Here is a 17085-nt window from a genome sequence, read left to right on the forward strand (position 1 = left end):
GAACGGGAAGTGCCCCTGCCGCCTCTTCCCGTCCGCTCCGCGCCTGCTCGCTCTCCAACCGCGATCGACGATCGCGAACGTTGGTTTACAACGGTGCTCGTGGAGGCTGATCGTGCGAAGCAAGTAGCGCAGCCCTGAATCGGTCCGTCCCGTGGCACAGGAGCAAGGCAGTGCGCTGCGGAGCCCACAAATTGGGACTATGGGCACTCCACTGTCGATGGACTTGAGACAACGCATTCTCGAGGCGTACCTGGCGCACGAAGAAACGTGGGAAGAACTTGCCAAGCGGTTTCGGGTAGGGGTCGCGACGGTTGATCGGCTCGTCGGCCGCTGGAAGCGCACCCACTCCATCGCTCCGCTGCGTCCTGGCCCGCGGCCCCACTATCGAATCCCGGATTCGCAACTCGCCAAGGTGAAGCGGCTGCTGGATGCCAGCCCCGACAGCACCACCCAGGAGATTGCGGATGCCTACGCCAAGGCGACAGGCGTACGGGTGAGCCGCCCTACCATGGGACGTGCCTTCCGGCGCCTGGGCTACACGCGTAAAAAAAGTCGCTCCTCGCCTCCGAGCGGCGGCTGGCGAAGAGTCGCCAGGCGCGACGGCGGTACCTGGATAAAGCCTCCGAGCTGAAGCCTTCGCAGCTCCACTTCATCGATGAGACCGCCGCCACCCTCACCATGACTCGCCGCTATGGGCGTGCTCAACGAGGGCAGCGAACACGCGGCTACGTACCGATGGGCCGTCGGCAGGTCCTCACGATGATTGGGGACCTGACGCTCCAGGGGATGGGGCCCGTGCTGACCTTCGAGGGCGCCACCAATAGCGAACGCTTCGAGACCTACGTCCGAGAGGGGCTACTTCCCGTCCTCAAGCCCGGCGACGTCGTTGTCTTGGACAACCTCAGCGCCCATCACCGTCCCGCAGTCGAGTCGCTCGTTCGCAGCCGCAAGGCCCATCTCCTCTTCCTGCCGCCTTACAGCCCCGACCTCAACCCCATCGAGTCGTGCTGGCTGAAGGTGAAGACGCGCCTGCGGGCCATCGGCGCGCGAACCCACGCCGCCCTCATCGAGGCCATGCGCGAGGCGCTCTCCACCGTGCGGCCGCAGGACGCGGCCGCCTGGTTCGCCTACTGCGGCTACCCGCCTCAACCGCCGTGATCACCGTGCTAGGGATGCAGTGGCGGCTCCCGGCCCCATGCGACCTGCCGAGCAGACCTCGGCGGCCCCTCAAGGATTGACGAGGGGCTCGACGATGCCGCCGTGGATGCGGATGGGGAAGCCGTCGAACTTCGTGAACTGGAAGAAGGCGGAGTCCTCGTTGAAGGTGAGGCTCATCTCCTGGAGCAGGCCGATGGCCACCGCCTCACCGAGCCGCAGCGACTCCGTGTAATCGCTGCGCCAGTGCACGCCGGCCGCGTTGCGGAAGAGGGCGATGTTGCCCGCCAGCTTGTTCAGCTCGCCGCCCACCGTGAGCTGCGTCGCGCCCGTTCCTGTGTACGTCACCAGCGACAGGCCGTCCGCGGCGGCAACCACCGGCGACTCGATGAGCGAGCTCTCGTCGAAGAAGGCCTTGAGCAGGGTGGCACACGCGCCGGAGATGGTGGCGTGCCCCGCGCCGTAGGCCGGGTGCGTGGGTGCGCCCTCCGGGTACGCCTGCGGCAGCAGGTACGAGCCGTAGCGCTCCGGGAAGTACGGAGCGAGCCCGCCCGTGGACAATGACTTGGTGATGGATGTGTGCAGGGGGTAGGTGCGCCGGTTGTTGAGCTGGTTGTCCACACGGCCGCCGTACTCCTCCGGCCGCAGCCGGCGGTGCACGCCCCACTTCTGCCACCACACCGCGCGGCCGGCGCGCCCCGCCACCTCGATGAGCGACTGGAGCAGGTGGATGGGGCCGAAGGTGGTGAAGCCCACCTGCGTGCGCGAGTCCGCCGCCGTGCCCGGCGGGTCGTACGGGTTGCCGGGGTTCTTCGCGAACTCCAGGTCCACCAGCGGGCGGCCGGTGCCGGTGGCGTTGCCCATGAGCTGGTTCCCGACGGGCTCGGAGAGCAGGTAGTAGGCCGCGTTCCACCATGCGTCCACCACCTGGTCGAAGTGGACGAAGTTGGCCCCATCGCGCAGGTTGCGGATGAAGCGCCGCTGCGTCAGGTCGAACTGGTCCTGGCCCCGGTCATCACGACCGTTCTGCACGGCGAGCCAGTCCGCGTGTGTCGTCAGGTAGTCCGCCGCCGCGCCCAGCTCCGGGAAGCCCTTCACCGTCCGTTGCCGCTGGTCGATGACGCGCGAGCCGAAGAGGATGTAGCCCTCGTTGGCGTCGCGTCCCTGCCCATCCGGCTGGCGCGGGTCGATGTTGCCCTTGAGCAGGAACTGCGAGACGTACGGCCCCACCTGCTCGCCGACGTAGACGCCCCGGAAGAGGTTCTGCGCCGTCACGGGCGCCGTGCCGCCGAACTGGGAGAACTCGCCGTTGAGCGAGCTGATGGCGCGATTGAGGATGCTGTCGGGAGTGCCCGCCTGGGTGGCGTAGTCGATGAAGGGCACGTCCCGGGCGAGCGCCATCCAGTACAGCTCGCCCATCTCCGCCGCCGTCTGCGCGCTGTCGAAGCGTGGCGCGGGCGGCTGCGTCACCGCCTGCGCGTCCGGGCCCTCCAGGTCGAAGGCGAGGCCCGACTGGGGATTGGTGAGCTTCTTGGCGGTGCTGGACGCGAGGATGATTTCCTCGAAATCTCCCGGGTCGCGACTCTGCAGGGCGCGCAGCAGCGTGCCGTAGGAGTGGGGCTCCGGGTCTCCCACGGAGTCATGGCGCAGGGACTTGGAGTAGTTCCCGATGAAGAGCTGGCTCGGGTAGTTGACCTCGTCGTTGTTGTTGAAGTGCGCGGGGTGGTAGCGCGCGGCGGCGAGCTCCGCGGCCCGCTCCCGCACGGCGTCTTCCGACAGCCTTCGCTCCTCCACCCGTCGCGACAGGGAGGACCCCGGGGCGTTGAACGAGTCGAAGATGGCCAGGCCCGGAGCGGGGGTGGCAACGTCCGTCAAGGCTCGGAGATAGAGCGCGGCCGAGGTGAGGGTTACCGGGTTGCTCTTGCTGAAAAGGGTGTCCCAGTGCAAGCCATCGCTCGAGGCCTCCCAGAAGGTGATGCCCCCGGCCTCCCGCAGTTGCCACCAGTGGTGCTTCACCGGGTCATACGGGACGGCGGCGAGCGTTGTCTCCACGCTCCCGACGACCTGGATGCAGGAGAGCCAGCCGTTGCCCGCGACGAGCCTCACGTTGTCGCTGGTGGGGCCCGCGCGCAGATAGGTGTAGCCGTTCCGAGAGCTCAGCGTCTGGAGCGCCCGGACCTTCACCGAGGAGCCCGTCAAGTCGAAGGTGGATGCCGAGCCGTAGCCGGCGTACCCGTTGTTCGTGTTGAGCGGGGGCCTGAGCTCGAGGTGTTGGTTCACCTCCCGGGCGTCATTGTCGATGTTCCATCTGGAGGTGTCCGTCTGGTTGTCGTCGAAATTGTCGTTCAGCGTGTGCGCCTTCGCCATGTGGGCTCCCATCCCCGTCAGGTTGAAGGACAAGGCAACCGGGGATTGCGGCAGGGCCGCCCGGAAGGGCAGACGGCTGCGCGCCCACTACAAGTACGAGACACGTCTGACATGGACGTGTATGCCTTGAAGGCATTGCACCGGAAATGCCATTTGACTGTTCAGTGTTTGATGGGTGCAAGCAATTGAAGAACAAGGCAGTGGCTGTTGACTTCACGACGGTTGCACCATCCTGGCGAAGCAGCATGGGCAAACGAAATCAGGAGTGCGGCTTCGACTCTCGCAGTATGCGGCCAGCCTTGGAGCGTGCGAACTCAGGGCGTCCTATCAACACTGTCAGGCTATCAATGACAGGACGCGCGGCGCCGGAGGGATGGTCTGTCCATTCGGTTGGTGGGTGCTGCGCCCTCTTCGTCGTGGAGGTCCCTCGAGCTGGAGAACTACGTCGTGGGGGACCAGCGGGTCTCCAAGCAGCAGGACAACTGCTCATCCGGGAAGGCGGGCTGCCTGAACTTCGACGCGGCCCTTTGGGAGAGCTGGAACGCGTGGCAGGCGGCACGGAGGCGATGCCCTGTCGTGGGCACCGCCTCACCCCTGCCCATCAGGGCTGGGGAGACGGCTGCTCTGCCTTCACCGTGTCCGCGCGAATCTTCTCGGAGCGCTCGCACAGGTCCTTCCAGGCGGCCTCGTATTCCTTCTTCAGCCGGGGCCATTCCTTGCCCTTGCTCTTCATCAGGTCCTTGAGCACCGCCTGGGTGTTCTGGAGCGAGCGGCGCAGGAACACGAGCTCCTCGCGCGTCAGCAGCGAGTCCTCGGAGCGGGTCCGGGCCCTGGAGGCCTCCCAGCCAGCGAACTGGGCGCCCAGGCTCTCCAGCTCCGCCTCCCGCTTGCGCTCATAGCCCGCGCGGAGGACCTCCACCTTCGTCTCCATCCCGGTGACGGCCTGGTCGAGGTCCTCGTAGGCCCGGTGCAATTCCGCCTTGCCGTTCTCGAAGTCCTCGGTCCCCCGCCTGCGCAGCTCCTCCAGCTTGCGGCGGAAGTTCTCCGACCGGCGCTTCGCCCCGGACAGCTCCTGGATGTCGGCCTCCGCCCGGCGGACCTCGGCTTCAGCTTCGACTTCGGCGAGCCGCGCGTCGAGCTGCTGCTTCTCCGCCTCCATCTTCTTCACGTACGCCTCTTGCTCCGTCATGGCTGCCGGCTCCCTTCGCCGCGCCTCTCGGCCGCGGCTCTGTGCAGGTCAGGTGATGGATGAGGACGACCGCGCGGAGACATGGACAGGCCGGCGGACGTGAGCCGAGCCCCTGGCGCCCTGGGACGGTGACCCGGGCACCGGTACCCTGCCCGGGAGGGGCGGGGGCCCAAGGCCCCCGGGGAGCAACCGCTACCGCAGCGCGGTGGCCGGGTCCACGCGGGAGGCGCGCAGGGCCGGCAGGTAGCTGGCGAGCACGCCCATGAGGACGAGCACGGCCGCGCCGCTCGCGAGCACCACCGGGTCCGCCGCGCTCACCCCGAACAGGACGCGCTGGAGCACGCGGCTGAGCGCGAGCGAGCCCAGCAGCCCCAGTCCCACCCCCAGCAGTGCCAGCGACGCCCCCTGGCGCACCACCATGGACAGCACGTCGTGCTTGCTCGCCCCCAGGGCCATGCGGATGGCCAGCTCCCGCGAGCGCTGGCTGAGCGAGTACGCCATGACGCCATAGACGCCCACCATGGCCAGCAGCAGCGCCACCGCGGCGAACACGCCCACCACCAGCGTGGGGTAGCGGCGCAGGAACAGCCACGGCGCGGTCGCCACCAGTTCCTCCATGGTGCGCGCGTCGGACAGCACCAGGTCCGCGTCCTCGGCCCGCAGCTCGGCACGGAGGGCGGCGGCCACGCTCGCGGCGCCCGGCGCCATGCGGACCACCAGGATGGCCCGGGTGGACGCATTCTGCGCGTCCGGTGTGTAGACGATGGGCGTGGGCTCCTCATCCAGGCCCGCCATGCGCTCGTCGCCCACCACGCCCACGATTTCGCGCGGCTTCTGCTCCGAGTTGAAGGTGAAGCGCACGCGCTGGCCCACCGGGTCCTGTCCCGGGAAGAGCTTCGCGGCCAGCGTCTCGTTGACGATGACCACCTCGGGCGCGGCCAGGTCGTCCGTGCTGGCGAAGGCTCGCCCCCGCACCAGCGGCACGCTGAGGGTGCGGAAGTAGTTGGAGGTGATGGAGCGGATGTGGGCCTCGCTCTCCTCACCCGGCACCGGAGGCGGCTGGCCTTCCACCACGTAGCGGATGGTGTTGCCGCGGCCGCTCAGCGGCAGCTTGCTGGTGAAGGCCGCGCCCGTCACACCGGGCAGTGTCTCCGCGCGCGCCAGCAGCCGCATATGCAGCTCCGAGAGGGGACGGTCGTCCTGGAACTTCCCCGGCGGAGGCAGCACGTCCATCACCACCAGGTTCTCCCGGTCGAAGCCCGGGTCCACCGCCATCATCCGAGTCAGGCTCTTGAGCAGCAGCCCCGCGCCCACCAGCAGCACCAGCGCCAGCGCCACCTCGCCCACCACCAGCGCCTGGCGCAGCCGCCCCCGCGCTCCGCCCGCCAGGCCCCGGGCCTGTCCCTTCATCGCGCCCTGCAGGTCCGGCCGCGTGGCCACCACGGCGGGCGCGAGGCCGAAGAGCACGCCCGTCAGCACGGAGACGCCGAAGGTGAAGCCGAGTACCCGCGCGTCCAGCGGCAAGTCCCGCAGGTACGGCATCGTGCCCAGCTGCGCGGCGGGAATGGCCGCGAGCAGCAGCTCCAATCCCCACTGCGCGCACAGCAGCCCCGCCGCGCCTCCCAGCAGCGCCAGCAGCAGGCTCTCCGTGAGGAGCTGCTGCGCCAGCCGCCACCGGCTCGCGCCCAGCGCCAGCCGCACGGCCAGCTCGCCCTGGCGCGCCGTGGCCCGGGCAAGAAGGAGGTTCGCCACGTTGCCGCAGGCGATGAGCAGCACCAGCCCCACCGCGCCCAGCATCACCAGCAGCAGCGGCCGCAGCGGGCCCACGATTTCGTCACGCAGGGGGACGAGCCGGGTGCCCACGCCGCTGTTGCTGTCGGGGTGCTCGGCCGCGAGCGCCTCGGAGATGCCCGCCAGCTCCGCCTGCGCCGCCGCTTGCGTCACGCCCGGCGCCAGCCGGCCCACCACGCGCACCCAGTGCATGTTGCGGCGCTCCGCCATGCGGGCGGGGAGGTTGGGACGCTGCGGGCACCAGACATCCGCAGCCTCGGCGAGCGCGAACTGGAAGCCCGCCGGCATCACGCCGATGACGGTGCTCGGCTCACCGTCGAGGTTGAGCGTGCGGCCGACCACGGACGCGTCTCCGCCGAAGTAGCGCTTCCAGGCGCCGTGGCTCAGCACGGCCACGCGCTCCGCGCCGGGCCGGTCATCCTCCGGGCCATACAACCGGCCGAGCGCCGGCTTCGCGCCCAGCGTGTCGAAGAAGTTCCCCGAGGTGAGCGTCACCTGCACCAGCTGCGAGCCCTCGGCGCGCAGCATCGGCGCGGTGCGCGCCACATAGCCGGCGAGCGACTCGAAGGACTTCGCGCGGGCCTGGTAGTCGACGAAGTTGGGGTAGGAGGCCTCCATGCTCTGGAAGTCGGCATTGTTCCGGCGCGTCTCCCACACCTGCATCAGCCGCTCGGGGGCGGGGTAGGGCAGGGGCCTGAGCAGGGTGGCATCCACCACCGTGAAGATGGCCGTGTTGACGCCGATGCCGAGCGCCAGCGTCACCACCGCCACCACCGTGAAGACGGGGTTCTTGAGGAGGGTGCGCAGCGCGTACCGGGCGTCCTGGGTGAGGCTCGTCAGCATGAGAGGCGCTCCTGGGAGTCCACCTCCCGCAGCAACCCTCGTGCCGCTGTCTGTCTCGGGGCGCGTCCCATGGGCGGACACCGGGCCTGACCGCTCCTGGGATGGAGCTTCCCAGGAGCGCACAGGCCCGGCGTTTCCGATGCTCACTCCAATGGGTGGCGGCCCCCTTGGGATGGACAAGACGCCGCTGATTGCTCGTCAGGCCCTCCGGGTTCACCGGCTGAGAGGGCAGCCATTGCACACGTCACCGGTGGTGCAGGCGTTGCCGTCGTTGCAGGCCGTGCCCCGGCTCTTCGGGGTGTAGACACACGTGCTCCCATTCCACGCCAGACGCGACGCGCAAGGACGAGCGTGCGACGCACCAAGTCACGTTCATGGCGGGGAACTCACGTTGACGTGTCGACTTTTGGGTTGTTACTTTGTTCGGGAAACAAAGTAAGTCCCCACGGGGGAACGAGGGCGCCCACCAGGAGCCCGCCCCGTGCCGCATGGCTGCTTTCGCAGAACCCCATCCTCGCTGGAGCGTGAGTGATGCCCCGACAAAGTCGACTGTTCGCAACCTCCTTGCTGCTGCTGACGGTGCTGGTCCACACGGCTTGCGACCCGGAGGACAAGCCCAACCCCAACCCCACTCCCGCGGAGCTGACCGGTGTGAGCGTGACTCCGGCCAGCGTCACGCTCGCCGTCGGCGCCACGCAGCAGCTCGCCGTCACCGGCACGTACAGCGACGGCACCACGAAGAGCGTCACGTCGTCCGCGACCTTCGTCTCCGACACGCCCGCCAACGCCACGGTGAGCAACTCGGGCGGCTTGGTCACCGCCGTCGCCGCCGGGACGGCGAAGGTCACCGCCACGGTCTCCGGCAAGAGCGCCACCGCCACCGTGACGGTCAGCGCGACGGAGGCGACGCTCTCGTCCATCGCCCTCGGCCCCACCCCGGCCTCGGTCGCCCAGGGGGCCACGCTCCAGCTCACCGTGACGGGCACCTTCAGCGACGGCACCACCCGGGCGGTGACCTCGAACGTGACCTTCAGCTCCAGCGCGACCGGTACCGCCACGGTCAACGGCTCCGGCGTCGTCACCGGTGTGCAGGCCGGCAGCGCCACCATCACCGCCTCGACGGGCGGAAAGAGCGCCACGCTGGCCGTGACGGTCACCGGCGTGTCGACCCAGCCTGACGCGAACCAGGTCGTCTTCTACGACGGCAACGGCACGGACGTGAGCTTCCGGGACTTCGGCGGCGCCATCAACAACGTCACCATCGACACGACCGAGACCTTCAACGGCCGCAAGGTCATCAACTTCCAGGTCACCAGCCCCAGCGGGTACTCCGGCGGCGCCTGGGTCACCGCGACGCCCCGCGACCTTTCCGCCTACAACGCGCTGACCTTCTGGGCGAAGGCGAGCAAGGCCGAGACGCTCAACGTGACGGGCTTCGGCAACGACGCCGGCGCCGGCGTCGGCACCGGCTACCCCACCGAGCGGGCCACGGTCGCGCTCACGACGACCTGGCAGAAGTTCACCATCCCCATTCCCAACCCGGCCCGGTTCAAGAACGTGGGCGGCCTGTTCCACATCGCCGACGCGCCCGACGGCTACACCCTCTACCTCGCCGACGTCATGTACGAGCACCTCGGCACGGAAGCCCTCGGCACGGGCACGGCCTCCATCGCCAACGGCACCGCCGCCACCGCGGTGTCGCTCGCGACGGCGGGGACCTTCACCGTCGACCAGGCCCAGAGCCAGGTCGTCTTCACCATCCCCAGCGATCCGGGGAGCCCCGTCACCGTGAAGCCGGTCGCCAACGCCTTCTTCGACTTCACCTCGTCGAACACGGCGGTTGCCACGGTCAATGACAGCGGCGTCATCACCGGCGTCAGCGCCGGCGGCCCGGTGACTGTCTCCGCCAAGCTGGGTGGCGCGGACGTCAGCGGCTCCTACGCCGTCAGCGTGACGGGCGTCCTGGGCGAGCCGACCACGCTGCCGCCGGTGCCCACCCAGGCGCCGGGGGCGGGCGTGTACTCGCTCTACAGCTCGGTGACGGGTGGCTACACGGGCACCGTCTCCGACAAGAGCGCCAAGGTCGACACGTGGAGGACGGACTGGAGCGCCGCGACGGGTGGGACGCCGTTCTCCATCACCGTCGGCGCGAACAGCGCCGCGCCCCGCAAGTACGCCTTCTCCATCGGGGCCAACTACATCGGCATCGAGTTCATCGGCGCCTCCGGTGTCAACCAGATCGACGCGGCGGGGCTGGGGCTCACCACGCTGCGCATCGACGTGTGGACGCCGGACAACTCGAGCAACTTCCAGGTGAAGCTGGTCGACTTCGGGGCCAATGGCGCCTACGGCGGCGGCGACGACACCGAGGGGGTTGCCACGATGACGGCCACCTCGACGCCGCCGCTCGCCACCGGGGCCTGGCTGACCTATGAGCTGTCGCTGGCCAGCGACTTCCCGGGGCTGGCGGGCCTGAACCACCTGTCCCAGATGCTCCTGATTGCGCCCAACGGCGGCACGATGTTCGTCGACAACATCTACTTCCACCAGTAGCCCCGGCGGTCTCCGGCGCCGGGCCCCGACGGGCCCCGGCGCCGGCAGCCCCGGCCGTCTTCTGGACAGCGGTCGCCTATCGGGGCAGATGTACACACACCGATGGCCTCCCGTCCGCCCCCCGCGCGAGCCTCTTCCGTCCGGACGCAGAAGACGAAGCAGCCCCCCTCCGGCGCCCGGCGCGTCGTGGAGAAGCGCTCCGGCCCGGGCTGGGGTCGCTGGGTCTTCGGCGGGTGGCTGCTGCTCGTCCTCTGGCTCAGCGTGGAGTACGCGCGACTGCCCGACGTGAGCCTGTTGCGGACGCAGAACCCGCGCACCACCGCGCTCATGGCGCAGCGGGCCGAGGAGGCGCACGAGGCGGGCATGAAGCCCCGCGCGCGCCAGACCTGGGTGTCCCTGGGCGCGGTAGCCCCGCACGTGGTGGACGCCGTGCTGACGTCCGAGGATGCGCGCTTCTACCGGCACGAGGGCGTGGACTGGACCGAGGTGGAGAACGCCCTCGAGCAGTCGGTGCGCGAGGCGCGCCTGGGCCGCGGCGCCTCCACCCTCACGCAGCAGCTGGCGAAGAACCTCTACCTCTCCACGGACCGCAGCCTGCTGCGCAAGGGCAAGGAGCTGCTGCTCGCGCACCGGTTGGAAACCCACCTGTCCAAGCAGCGCATCCTCGCGGTGTACCTGAACGTCGTGGAGTGGGGGGAGGGCGTGTACGGCATCGAGGCGGCGGCGCGCGAGCACTTCGGCACCTCGGCACGCTCACTCAGCGTGGCGCAGGGCGCGATGCTCGCGGCCATGCTGCCCGCCCCGCGCCGCTGGCTGCCCGCCCAGCGGCCCGAGGCCCTGCGCACCCGCGCCAGCGTCATCCTCGGGAGGCTGGAGCGCGAGGGCCGCATCAGCGGAGCGCAGGCCCGCGAGGCCCGGGCCGAGCTCTCGCGCTTCTTCGGCGCACCGCCCGCGCCCGGCTCCGTGGCGGAGGCCAGCGCCCGGCAGGCCGCGGAGAGCTGAGCCGCACGCCCCGCGTCGGGGCCGCGTGAAGCGCTCCATCACCACCACGCCCACCCGGAAGGACGAAGCCCCAGGCTCCTCGCGGAACCTGGGGCTTCTTGCCACGGGACTGCCGGCTTCGGACTACTCCGCCCACCAGGTCTCGGACAGCACGCTGAAGCCGTTCACCGTGTCGACGAAGATGGCGACGTTGTGCCGGCTCCACGGGTCATCCGCGTAGCTGAAGATGCAGCCCTTGAACGAACGTCCGGCGATCCGCGCGTCGAGGTTCGCCAGGCCCGCGTTGATGACGCTGGCGGAAATCCTGCTGCTCGCGTTGACGTAGGCCAGCGTGGAGTCGACCTCGGCGCGCACCTCGGCGGCGTTGGCCAGGTACGGCCGGATGGTCGCGCCAGACGGGACGCTGCTGGGCTCGAGCCCGAAGCACGTCGGACCGCCCTGGGAGTAGGGGTGATTGGCCGTCACCTCATTCCACCAGTCGAAGTGGCGCCGCAGCTGCGCGCCGTAGGACCCGTTGCTGGGAAGCGCGTTCAGCGCGGCGGCGAGCGCCTCGAACGGCCGGCTCAGCGTGGCCGCGTTCCGGATGTTCCGGAAGCTCACCTCGCCGATGCCCGCCACGTTGGAGATGGCCTGGGCCGACGTGAAGGGACGCAGACCGAGGAGGTTCGCGGCGCCGTTCCACGCGTCCGGCAGGACGTCGTGCAGCTCCGAGTCGTCGATGGTGTTCACCAGCGACACGATGGCGGCCGCGTCGTCATGGGAGATGGCCAGCCCGTCGAAGATGCCAGTGCAGTCCGCGTCGATGTAGTCCAGCGTGCGGGCGCCGCTCTCGATCTGCTTGAGGCGGGCCTCACCGACCAGCGACACCGAGGACACGTCCGCCAGCGACGTGAAGGGCGCCAGCGTGCGCCGGCTGATGAGGTTGGTGACGACGTTGCTGGGCAGGTACACGTCCAGCGTCTGGTACGACGCCGTGTTCACGAAGGTGAGGATGCCCTCGCACTCCGGAGCGACGTCCACGTCCGTGGTGGTGAGGATCGGCGACTGCTGCGACTCGAGGGACGGGGCCGCGAGCGGCTCGGGGGAGGGTTCGGCTTCGAGACCGCCGCAACCAGCGAACATGCTCACGGCGAGAAGAGCTGAGCCAACACGACGCATCAGGGACTCCTGGAGGGGGGGACGGCGAGGTGACGCGGCTCAATACATCAAAACGGTCTGACACATCTCGCTTGTTTCATTCCCGGCCCACCGTGCCGTCAGCGGCCCTCCTCTCCCTGCCTCCTCCATCCAACCCTGTCGACCATTCTTAAAATCAACGGAGGGCCCGGACCGCGGTGGCTCAAAGGGGGTGCGGGAATGATGACAGCGGAAGCCTCGACCGAAGAGCGCGGCCTCTCCGACTGGACCCGGCAGTTCGACGTCATCGTCTGGGCCGCCGACGCGGTGACGCTCCAGCTCAGGCACGTGAGCCCGAATGCCGCCGGCATTCTCGGCTATCCCCTGGAGCAGTGGTGGACCGAGGCGGACTTCCTCACCCGGCACGTCCACCCCGAGGACCGTGACGACGCGCTGACGCTCTTCCAGGACGGCACGCGCCGCAGGACCGAGCGCTGCGGCGTGCTCCGATTCCTGGATGCGAACGGGCAGGCGCTCACCTTCTTCACCAAGGTGCTCACGCTCGAACACGGCGAGGGCCATGCGCCCCGGCTGCGGTGTTTGATGGTGTGCCTCGAGCGGAGCAGCCGTGCCAGCCAGCCATGGGAGGCCGACATGCCGGGCACCGTCCGCCTGCCCGCCTCGAATCAGGATGCCACCTCCGGGCGGGACCTGGCCGAGCGCACGGAGGCCGAAGCGGAACGCGAGCGCTTCTTCCGCCTGGCACCGGACATGTTCTGCATCGCCGCCATGGACGGCTTCTTCAGGAGGGTGAACCCGGCCTTCACGCGCATCCTGGGCTGGAGCGAGGAGGAGCTGTACGCCCGGCCCTTCCTGGACTTCATCCACCCGGAGGACCGCGGAAGAGGGGAGGAGACGCTGGCCTCCCTCAGGCGGGGAAACGCCGGCCTCGGCCTCACCGTGCGCGTCTCGTGCAGGGATGGCGGGTGGAAGTGGCTCAACTGGACCGCCGTGCCCGTGCCGGAGACGGGCCTCATCTACGCCTCCGCGCGCGACGTCACCCAGCAGCGCGAGGCCGGCGAGCAGCTCGTGCTGGCGGAGCAGCGGCTGCGGACCGTCATCAACAGCGGGCCGCTCGTCCTCGCCGTGCTGGACGCCGAGGGCCGCTTCGTCGTGTCCGAGGGCAAGGGGCTCCGGAACCTCGGCCTCTCTCCGGGCCAGGTGGTGGGAAGGTCCGCCCTCGAGATGTACGCGAACGAGCCCCAGGTGCTGGAGTTCCTCCGCCGGGGGCTCCGGGGAGAGAGCCTGGCCACCATCGTCCAGACCGCCGGCCTCACCTTCGAGGTGTTCTACCAGCCCGTCCTGGACGAGGCCGGCCGCGTCACCACCCTCAGCATCGCGTCGTTGGACGTGACGGAGCGCGTCCGGGTGGAGGCCGAGCGGGAGGAGCTCATCCGCCAGCTGATGCACGAGCGGAGCATCCTCCAGGCCGTACTGCAGCAACTGCCTCACTCCGTCTACATCGCGGAGGCGCCCAGCGGAAAGCTCTTCCTCGCCAACGCGCAGGCGGAGGCCCAGATTCGCGGCCCCGCCCAACCCGCCAGGAACGTGGAGGAGTACCGCGCCTATCCGGGCTTCCATGCGGATGGGCGGCCGTACGAAGCCCACGAGTGGCCCCTGGCACGTGCGATGATCTCCGGGGTGCCGGTCATGGCCGAGGCCATCCACGTCATCCGGGGCGACGGCAGCCGGGGCATCATCGAGTACAGCGCGACGCCCGTGCGCGACGCGCAGGGCCTCGTCACCCACGGCGTGGTGGTGGGCGTGGACGTCACCGCGCGCAAGGAGGCGGAGCAGGAGCGGGAGCGGCTCCTGGAGGAGCTGAAGCTGGCGGTCAGCGCCCGCGACGAGTTCCTGAGCATCGCCAGCCATGAGCTCAAGACGCCGCTGACGCCCCTGGCCCTCAAGCTCGAGGCGCTCGCGCGCGTGGCTGGAGCCGAGCCGGAGTCCCCCATGGCCCGGCGGCTCGCGCCCCATGTGGACGTCCTGCGGCGGCAGGTGAAGCGGCTGTCCTGCCTGGTGAACGACCTCCTGGACGTGTCGAACATCCGGGCGGGACGGCTGGCCCTCACGCTCAAATCCCAGCGGTGCGACCTCGCGGCGCTGGTGCGAGACGTGGCCGGGCGCTTCGACACCGAGCTGAAGCGCGCGGGCTGCCAGCTCCACCTCGACGCGCCCGTGCCGGTGTGGGGCGCCTGGGACAGCTCGCGGCTGGAGCAGGTGGTGACGAACCTGCTGGCAAACGCCATCAAGTACGGCCCCGGCCACCCGGTGACACTGGGGGTGGAGGTGGTCGAGGGCCGCGCGAGGCTGACGGTCCGCGACCGGGGCATCGGAATCGCTCCGGAGAACCTCCAGCGCATCTGGGGCAAGTTCGAGCGCGCGGTGTCCGAGCTCCATTACGGAGGACTGGGCCTGGGGCTCTACATCTCGCGGCAGATTGTCGAGGCCCTGGGCGGCACGGTGAGGGCCGAGAGCACGCTCGGTCAGGGCGCCACGTTCATCGTCGAGCTTCCCCTGCGGGGCGGGCACAATGCCGAGGCTCCCACGGCCTCGCTGTAGTAGGTTGGTGTGAATGGTACGTACTTCAGTCCTGGTGTTGATCGGGTTCTTCCTCTTCGCCTCCGCCAAGGCCTCCGCCGCGTCTCCAGATGCCGGCACCGCGAGGTCCGTGGCAGAGGCCACGAAGCGAGTGGAGCGTGCTCGCGCAGCCCTCGCGACGGCCGTTCAGCGGATCGAGAAGGAGCCGCCGAGCAACGCCGACCTCGACGCCGCCGTCGCGGCGGTGGAAGCGCTGAAGGATGCGCTCAGCGCGGGAGCGAGCTTCGAGACGGAGGACCTCGAGTACGCGAAGACGGTCCTGGCTGCGCGCAAGGAGCTCCGGACGCGCCGCGAGTACGTCGACGAGCGACGCGCCAAGGTCCACATCCACGAGTTCCGCCGGCGCATCGACGGCGCGCTCGCGCCCCTGAACGAGCGCATGGCGAAGCTCGGGCAGGGGGACCCCGGCACCAAGGCGATGGACGAGGCCCGCGCCGCGGTGGAGGCGGTCAAGAAGCTGGCGGAGGAGGGCCGGTCCCTGACGAGCCAGGATGCGAAGTTCGCCGCGTACCTCACCGAGGTCGATGCCACCCTCGCCCGTCACGAGAAGACCCTCGACGAACGGTGGCTGCAGCTGTCGGCACAGAAGCAGCGGGGGCTCCTGGATGAGAGCCGCAAGGCGCTGTCCAACGCGCTCGCCGAGCTGGGCAAGGCCTGGTCGGACGAGAAGTTCTCAGCCGCCGACAAGGCGACGGTGGCGCTGCAGAAGCAGCTCGACGAGGGCAAGCCGCTCGAGGCGCGCGACAGGGCGTATCGCGCGGAGGCGGACAAGGCCCGAGCCGAAATCACGCAGGCCCGGCGCAAGATGGACGAGCTCGTGGTGCAGGCGGGTGTCTCGCGGGTCAAGGTGGAGATGGAGCCTGCCCATGAGGAGCTCGTCGCGTCCGCCAAGGCGCTTCGCGCGAGGAAGCCCACGTCCGAGCAGCTCGCCGAGGCGAAGACCGCGGCGTTCGTCGTCCGGAAGCTGGTGGAGAAGTACGAGCCCCAGGCCGCGCGGAGCCAGGCGATTGGCCAGTACCTCACCGAGGTGAAGAACACGCTCGTGGAGGTGGAGGTGGCGCTCCAGGTCCGGAGTCTCGACGCGGCTCGCGCCGATGTCCTGCAGGCCCTGCGCAATGTCGAGAAGCGGGCGGCGACCGCCGAGCAGTTCGAGGAGGCGAAGACGGCGCTGGTCGTCCTGGAGAAGACGCTCGAGACGGTCCACGCGAAGAACCCCGCGATCAGCCCGGCCGCCGCCGAGGCGCGTCAGCTGCTCAAGGACGGGCGGGCGACGCTGGAGCGGCGCCGGTACGAGGTCGATCTGCAAGCGCAGCGCGTGAAGGTGGACGAGGCGCGGAAGAACGCGGCGGCCCTCGTCACGCAGATCCAGAAGGAGACGCCCTCGGAGGCGCAGCTCCAGGAGGCGGAGAACGCGGTCAAGCAGATTGGCGTGGTGCTGGAGGCTGGCGCCGCCTTCGTCAAGAAGGACCGCGACTACGCCATCTACGCCAAGGAGACGAAGGAGCGCATGGCGGAGCTGGGCGAGCGCATCAACCGGCGGAAGGTGGTGCTGGCCGCGGCGGACGCCCGCGCTCAGCTCACCGACCGGCTGGCCACGACGAAGGAGAAGGTCGAGGCCGCGAAGCGCGTCGCGGCGACCGATGGTGACGTCGAGACCGCCTCGAAGAGCGTGGACGAGATCATGAAGATGTTCGAGGCGCGCGCGGAGCTGGAGCGGCAGGACGCGGGCTACGCGGCGTACGCGGAGCGGGCGCGCACCGAGTGGCTGAAGCTGGTCGAGGCGCTCGAGTTCGCGAAGCAGGCGCGGGCGTTGCGTCGGACGACGGGTGAGTCCCTGGCTGCCGCCAGCACGGCGGCGGACGCGGCCGCCTCTTCCACGGACCTGCGCAAGCGGCAGGCGCTGTACGCGAGCGCGCTGGAGAAGCTCAAGGCCTGCCAGGACGAGGGCGCCAGGATGGTGAAGGAGAACGCCAGCCTCGCCACGGCCGACGTGCTCGTGGGCGGTGTCCCCACCCGGCCCCAGGAGGTGATGGCCCAGTGCGCCCAGAAGGCGGAGGCGCTGCAGGAGCCACGGAAGAGGGCCGACGTGGAGCTTCGGTTCCTGGAAGGCCCGAGGAAGGCCTACGACTCGGCGAAGGCGCACCTCTCCAAGGGGCGCAAGAAGGAGGCGCTCGAGCAGCTCCACGCGTGCGTCGCGGAGGGGCGCATCCTGGAGAACCAGTATCCCGACTTCAAGGAGCAGAAGTTCGACGTCGGGGGCACCCGCATGAGCGTGATCGAGCTGATCCAGGTCTGCGTGAAGGAGCGCAAGCCGCTGCAGTCGGCTCCCTGACGCCGCACTTCCACGGACCTCCAGGGCGGCGGCCTCCGCGCCCAACCGACTGGCCAGCACTCAGCCAGCATGAGGA

10 protein-coding genes and 2 pseudogenes are annotated in these 17085 nt (G+C 69.7%); 8 read left to right on the forward strand and 4 right to left on the reverse strand.

What is annotated here, in order from left to right:
* Positions 1 to 217: 217 nt before the first annotated feature.
* The 3 genes and pseudogenes from ACX9TP_RS22905 to ACX9TP_RS22915 all read left to right on the forward strand — a co-directional run.
* Positions 218 to 316 (forward strand): annotated as a pseudogene (locus ACX9TP_RS22905) (hypothetical protein); the annotation flags it as partial.
* A gap of 96 nt (positions 317 to 412) precedes the next feature.
* Positions 413 to 631, forward strand: coding sequence for a winged helix-turn-helix domain-containing protein (locus ACX9TP_RS22910; RefSeq protein WP_482982373.1), 219 nt, complete (start codon positions 413 to 415; stop codon positions 629 to 631).
* The gene (locus ACX9TP_RS22915) at positions 628 to 1158 is read left to right on the forward strand and encodes an IS630 family transposase (RefSeq protein WP_482982159.1); all 531 of its coding nucleotides are present in this window, start codon (positions 628 to 630) and stop codon (positions 1156 to 1158) included. The genes ACX9TP_RS22910 and ACX9TP_RS22915 overlap by 4 nt, the downstream gene beginning before the upstream one ends.
* A 69-nt stretch (positions 1159 to 1227) precedes the next feature.
* Here the strand turns inward: ACX9TP_RS22915 and ACX9TP_RS22920 are convergent, their stop codons facing one another.
* Positions 1228 to 3522, reverse strand: a complete 2295-nt coding sequence (locus ACX9TP_RS22920; RefSeq protein WP_482981861.1) for a vanadium-dependent haloperoxidase — start codon at positions 3520 to 3522, stop codon at positions 1228 to 1230.
* 447 nt (positions 3523 to 3969) lie between these two features.
* On the opposite strand from ACX9TP_RS22920, the pseudogene ACX9TP_RS22925 reads away from it, so the two are divergent.
* A pseudogene (locus ACX9TP_RS22925) lies at positions 3970 to 4014 on the forward strand (hypothetical protein); the annotation flags it as partial.
* A 109-nt stretch (positions 4015 to 4123) separates the two neighbouring features.
* On the opposite strand, the gene ACX9TP_RS22930 reads toward ACX9TP_RS22925, so the two are convergent.
* Both ACX9TP_RS22930 and ACX9TP_RS22935 read right to left on the reverse strand, forming a co-directional pair.
* Positions 4124 to 4711 (reverse strand): hypothetical protein, encoded by a 588-nt coding sequence (locus ACX9TP_RS22930; RefSeq protein ID WP_482981862.1) that lies wholly within the window; start codon positions 4709 to 4711, stop codon positions 4124 to 4126.
* Positions 4712 to 4903: 192 nt separating this feature from the next.
* Positions 4904 to 7345, reverse strand: a complete 2442-nt coding sequence (locus tag ACX9TP_RS22935) for an ABC transporter permease (protein WP_482981863.1) — start codon at positions 7343 to 7345, stop codon at positions 4904 to 4906.
* Between the two features lie 531 nt (positions 7346 to 7876).
* Here ACX9TP_RS22935 and ACX9TP_RS22940 point away from each other — a divergent pair.
* On the forward strand, positions 7877 to 9898 hold the full coding sequence (locus ACX9TP_RS22940; protein ID WP_482981864.1) for an Ig-like domain-containing protein: 2022 nt from the start codon (positions 7877 to 7879) through the stop codon (positions 9896 to 9898).
* 102 nt (positions 9899 to 10000) lie between these two features.
* Positions 10001 to 10900, forward strand: a complete 900-nt coding sequence (gene mtgA / locus ACX9TP_RS22945) for a monofunctional biosynthetic peptidoglycan transglycosylase (protein ID WP_482981865.1) — start codon at positions 10001 to 10003, stop codon at positions 10898 to 10900.
* Between the two features lie 123 nt (positions 10901 to 11023).
* Here mtgA and ACX9TP_RS22950 read toward each other — a convergent pair whose 3' ends face one another.
* Positions 11024 to 12058 carry a hypothetical protein gene (locus tag ACX9TP_RS22950; protein ID WP_482981866.1) on the reverse strand — a complete coding sequence of 345 codons (1035 nt, stop codon included), beginning with the start codon at positions 12056 to 12058 and terminating at the stop codon, positions 11024 to 11026.
* Positions 12059 to 12256: 198 nt separating this feature from the next.
* Between ACX9TP_RS22950 and ACX9TP_RS22955 the strand changes: the two genes are divergently transcribed.
* Complete coding sequence (locus ACX9TP_RS22955; RefSeq protein ID WP_482981867.1) at positions 12257 to 14638, forward strand: PAS domain S-box protein; 2382 nt, start codon at positions 12257 to 12259, stop codon at positions 14636 to 14638.
* A 13-nt stretch (positions 14639 to 14651) separates the two neighbouring features.
* A complete protein-coding gene (locus ACX9TP_RS22960; RefSeq protein WP_482981868.1) occupies positions 14652 to 17009 on the forward strand; it encodes a hypothetical protein in 2358 nt (785 codons plus the stop codon).
* The last annotated feature ends 76 nt before the right edge of the window (positions 17010 to 17085 follow it).

The sequence above is a fragment of the Pyxidicoccus sp. M15 genome, assembly GCF_056858435.1.

Excerpts from the sequence above, each read along its gene's own strand:
- ACX9TP_RS22955 (WP_482981867.1), top strand. The coding sequence starts at position 12,257 with ATGATGACAGCGGAAGCCTCGACCGAAGAGCGCGGCCTCTCCGACTGG.
- ACX9TP_RS22920 (WP_482981861.1), bottom strand. The coding sequence starts at position 3,522 with ATGGCGAAGGCGCACACGCTGAACGACAATTTCGACGACAACCAGACG.
- mtgA (WP_482981865.1), top strand. The coding sequence starts at position 10,001 with ATGGCCTCCCGTCCGCCCCCCGCGCGAGCCTCTTCCGTCCGGACGCAG.
- ACX9TP_RS22935 (WP_482981863.1), bottom strand. The coding sequence starts at position 7,345 with ATGCTGACGAGCCTCACCCAGGACGCCCGGTACGCGCTGCGCACCCTC.
- ACX9TP_RS22950 (WP_482981866.1), bottom strand. The coding sequence starts at position 12,058 with ATGCGTCGTGTTGGCTCAGCTCTTCTCGCCGTGAGCATGTTCGCTGGT.
- ACX9TP_RS22940 (WP_482981864.1), top strand. The coding sequence starts at position 7,877 with ATGCCCCGACAAAGTCGACTGTTCGCAACCTCCTTGCTGCTGCTGACG.
- ACX9TP_RS22960 (WP_482981868.1), top strand. The coding sequence starts at position 14,652 with ATGGTACGTACTTCAGTCCTGGTGTTGATCGGGTTCTTCCTCTTCGCC.
- ACX9TP_RS22930 (WP_482981862.1), bottom strand. The coding sequence starts at position 4,711 with ATGACGGAGCAAGAGGCGTACGTGAAGAAGATGGAGGCGGAGAAGCAG.